This is a genomic window from Luteococcus sanguinis (assembly GCF_039527675.1).
Lineage (GTDB): Bacteria > Actinomycetota > Actinomycetes > Propionibacteriales > Propionibacteriaceae > Luteococcus > Luteococcus sanguinis.
This window is the reverse complement of sequence record NZ_BAAAKI010000002.1, coordinates 65405-69434: the sequence shown is the minus strand read 5'-3', so window position 1 is coordinate 69434 and position 4030 is coordinate 65405. Positions and strand designations below refer to the sequence as shown.

Genomic DNA, 4030 nt, shown 5'->3' with positions numbered 1-4030 from the left:
GGTGCCAGCAGGGCTCAGGCCCCGTGGACCTCCTTGAGCACCTCGGCCAGCGCGTCCTCGACGGGCACCTCGCGGCGCTCCCCCGTGGCACGGTCGCGGATCTCCACGACGCCGTCAGCCAGGCCACGTCCGACGACCACCGAGGTGGGCATGCCCATGATCTCGGAGTCGGCGAACTTCACGCCCGGGGAGGCCTTGCGGTCGTCGAACAGCACGTCGACTCCGGCCTCGTCGAGCTCGGTGGCGAGCTTCTCGGCGGCCTCGAAAACGGCCTGGTCCTTGCCGGTGGCCAGCACCTGGACGTCGAAGGGCGCCAGCTCGCGCGGCCAGCTCAGGCCGCGCTCGTCGCACGTCCCCTCCGCCACCGCGGCGACGGCGCGGGAGACGCCGATCCCATAGGAACCCATGGTGACGGTGACGAGCTTGCCGTTCTGGTCGAGCACCTTGAGCCCCAAGGCCTCGGCGTACTTGCGCCCCAGCTGGAAGATGTGACCCATCTCGATGCCACGGGCCAGCGTCAGGGCACCCGAACCGTCGGGAGCCGGGTCGCCCTCACGCACCTCGGCGACGTCGATCACGCCGTCGGGGGTGAAGTCGCGGCCGGCGACCAGGTCGAGCACGTGACGGCCCGGTTCGTTGGCGCCGGTCACCCAGCGGGTGCCGGTGACCACGCGCGGGTCGACGAGGTAGCGCACCTTGGAGGCCGACTTCTCCCCCAGCGCCTGCGGGCCGATGTAGCCCTTGACCAGCCCGGGGTGGTTCGCGAAGTCCGCCTCGGTGAAGGGCGCGAACTCGGCGGGCGCCACCGCAGTCTCGAGGCGCTTCTCGTCCACCTCACGGTCGCCGGGCAGGCCGATGGCCAAGGGCTCGGTCGTGCCGTCGGGGTGGGTGAGCATGAACACGACATTCTTCAGCGTGTCGGCGCCCGTCCACGGACGGTCGTCGCGGCCGAAGCGTTCGTTGACCAGCGCGACCAGGGAGTCGATGGTCGGTGAGTCGGGGGTGTCCTCGACGTGCGCGGCGGGGGCGTCAGCGAAGTCGATGGCCTCGGGCGCGGGGGTGGTCACGGCCTCGACATTGGCCGCATAGCCACCGGGCGAACGCACGAAGGTGTCCTCGCCGTTCTCGGCGATGGCCAGGAACTCCTCCGAGGCCGAGCCACCCATGGCACCGGCATCGGCCTTGACGATCACGTAGTCGAAGCCGAGTCGGTCGAAGATCTTGATGTAGGCACCGCGGTGCTTGCGGTAGCTGGCCTCCAAGCCCTCGTCGTCCACGTCGAAGGAGTAGGAGTCCTTCATCACGAACTCGCGCCCACGCAGGATTCCGGCGCGCGGACGCGCCTCGTCGCGGTACTTGGTCTGCACCTGGTACAGCGCCAGGGGAAGGTCCTTGTAGGAGGAGTAGAGGTCCTTGACCATGAGGGTGAACATCTCCTCATGGGTCGGCCCGAGCAGCAGGTCGGCACCCTTGCGGTCATTGAGGCGGAACAGGTTGGGGCCGTACTCGGTCCAGCGGTTCGTGGCCTCATAGGGCTCGCGGGGCAGCAACGCGGGGAACATCACCTGCTGGGCGCCGATGGCGTCCATCTCCTCGGTGACGATTGCCTCGACGTTCTTGAGCACCTTGAGCCCCAGCGGGAGCCAGGAGTAGATGCCGGGGGCGACGCGGCGGATGTAGCCGGCCCGCACCAGCCAGCGGTGGCTCGGCACCTCGGCGTCAGCCGGGTCGTCACGGAGCGTCCGGACGAAAAGGGTGCTCATGCGCTGGATCATTTGCTGCCTCTCTGCACCGTCCCGCAGTTGCGGACGCGTTGGCGGGGCCCTCGGCTGCCCTCCAGCCTGGCCCGACGGGCGCACCCAGCCTACCGACACCGGACGATCGTCGTAGGGGCCATGAGCTGGCTCTCATAGGCGCTCACCTCACCCAAACAGGTGTGCAATGTTTGTGTCCGGCAACCGCGTGACATCCCCCCGAGCCGCGCGGTTGCCCCTTCGGGTGCCCCTCCGCCGGGCGGCGCCGAGGCTAGTACAAGACGGTCGCGAACTCGCCGACGGTGTCGAAACCGATTCGCTCGTAGAGCTTGCGAGCGCGGGTGTTGTAGTCGTTCACGTAGAGGCTGACCACCGGCCAGCGCTCTTGGCACAACCGCGCCACCTGCGCCATCGCGGGCTCTGAGAGACCTCGTCCCCGCAGCGCCGGGTCGAGCCACACGCCCTGCACCTGGCAGGCGTCCCCGGCGGCGCAGCCGACATCGGACTTGTAGACAACCCGTCCGCCCTCGACGATGCCGAAGGCACGGCCCTGTGAGATCGTCCGGCGGACGTGGGCGGCGTAGCTGCCGGAGGGCTCCAGCGGGGAGACCCCGACCTCCTCGGTGTACATCTTCACCGCGGCATCGAAGTAGGGGCCGAACTCGTCATGGGTGATCCGGCGCACCCTCGGGTCGACATCGATCTGCGGCTCGCCCTCGAGGACCATCAAGGGTTGGCTGCGGCGAACCTCACGCACCGTGCTCCATGAGGACCCCCAACGCCGCGACAGGCCCTCCCACAGGGGCAGCACCTGCTTTGCGTCCCCCATCACCGACGAAACGCGACGGCGCGGGCCGAGCCGCTCGACGAACAGGCCCAGCGCGTCGGCGTCCGCCTCGGCCGGGACGAGGTTGGAACCGACATGGCACAGCGCGACGAGTCGTACGTCGCGGACATTGCCCAGCACCTCGCAACCCAGCAGGTAGGGGTCGAGACCGGCGGTCTCGATGCGTGAAGAAAGGAAGAGGTTCTCGACCCGGGAATGGTCCAGCAGCGCGGTGGCCTCCTCAAGGTCACCGCCGTCCAGCACCCGGAGCCGACCGGCTGCCGGCTCGTCCACAGTCTCAGACGACCGCGACCTGGGGCGAACCCACCTCGGAAGTCTCGGCGGCAATGCGGTTGGCCTCCTCGATCAGCGTCGCGACGATGTCTTCCTCGGGAACGGTCTTGATGACCTCGCCACGCACGAAGATCTGGCCCTTGCCATTGCCTGCGGCAACGCCCAGGTCGGCCTCCCGGGCCTCGCCCGGACCGTTGACGACGCAGCCCATGACGGCGACGCGCAATGGCGCCTCCATCCCCTCCAGGCCATCGCTGACCTTCTCGGCCAGACCCCAGATGTCGACTTGCGCGCGGCCGCAACCGGGGCAGCTGACAACGTCCAGCTTGCGGGGACGCAGGTTGAGCGCCTCCAGAAGCTTGTTGCCGACCTTGGCCTCCTCCACCGGGTCGGCGGACAGGGACACGCGGATGGTGTCACCGATGCCCTCGGCCAGCAGGATCGCAAAGGCGGCGGACGACTTGATGGTGCCCTGGAAGGCGGGGCCCGCCTCGGTCACGCCGAGGTGCAGCGGGGCGTCGGTCTGCTCCGAGAGCAGGCGGTAGGTCTGGACCATGGTGATCGGGTCGTGGTGCTTCACCGAGATCTTGTAGTCACGAAAGCCCACCTCCTCGAACAGGCTGGCCTCCCACAGCGCCGACTCGACCAGCGCCTCGGGCGTCGCAGAGCCGTACTTCTGCATCAGGCGCGGGTCAAGGGAGCCGGCATTCACGCCGATCCGCAGGCTCACGCCCGCGTCGGTGGCGGCCTTGGCGATTTCGGCGATCTTGTCGTCGAACTTCTTGATGTTGCCCGGGTTCACGCGGACGGCGGCGCAGCCCGCGTCGATGGCGGCGAAGACGTACTTTGGCTGGAAGTGGATGTCGGCGATCACCGGGATCGCCGACTTCTTCGCAATGATCGGGAGCGCCTCGGCGTCGTCCTGGCTCGGGCAGGCGACGCGGACGATGTCGCAACCGGAGGCGGTGAGCGCCGCGATCTGCTGCAGGGTCCCGTTGATGTCGGTGGTCTTGGTGGTCGTCATCGACTGGACGGAGATGGGTGCGCCCCCTCCCACCAGCACCTTGCCGACCTTGATCTGGCGGGTCGGGCGCCGCGGCGCGAGCACCGGGGCGGGCATGGCGGGCATTCCGAGTCCAACGGTCATGGGGACAGA

At 68.8% G+C, this 4030-nt stretch carries 3 protein-coding genes; all 3 read right to left on the bottom strand.

Going from position 1 to position 4030, the window contains the following annotated elements:
• Window positions 1–14: 14 nt before the first annotated feature.
• The 3 genes from ABD089_RS01710 to ispG all read right to left on the bottom strand — a co-directional run bounded on the left by ABD089_RS01710 (window position 15) and on the right by ispG (window position 4021).
• Window positions 15–1763, bottom strand: coding sequence for a proline--tRNA ligase (locus tag ABD089_RS01710; protein ID WP_343884451.1), 1749 nt, complete (start codon window positions 1761–1763; stop codon window positions 15–17).
• A gap of 262 nt (window positions 1764–2025) precedes the next feature.
• On the bottom strand, window positions 2026–2874 hold the full coding sequence (locus ABD089_RS01705) for a GNAT family N-acetyltransferase (protein ID WP_343884450.1): 849 nt from the start codon (window positions 2872–2874) through the stop codon (window positions 2026–2028).
• A gap of 4 nt (window positions 2875–2878) precedes the next feature.
• Window positions 2879–4021 (bottom strand): flavodoxin-dependent (E)-4-hydroxy-3-methylbut-2-enyl-diphosphate synthase, encoded by a 1143-nt coding sequence (ispG, locus tag ABD089_RS01700; RefSeq protein WP_343884578.1) that lies wholly within the window; start codon window positions 4019–4021, stop codon window positions 2879–2881.
• Window positions 4022–4030 lie beyond the last annotated feature (9 nt).

Bases quoted from the DNA above. Each gene is read 5' to 3' on its own strand.
- ispG (WP_343884578.1), bottom strand. From the start codon at position 4,021: ATGACCGTTGGACTCGGAATGCCCGCCATGCCCGCCCCGGTGCTCGCG.
- ABD089_RS01710 (WP_343884451.1), bottom strand. From the start codon at position 1,763: ATGAGCACCCTTTTCGTCCGGACGCTCCGTGACGACCCGGCTGACGCC.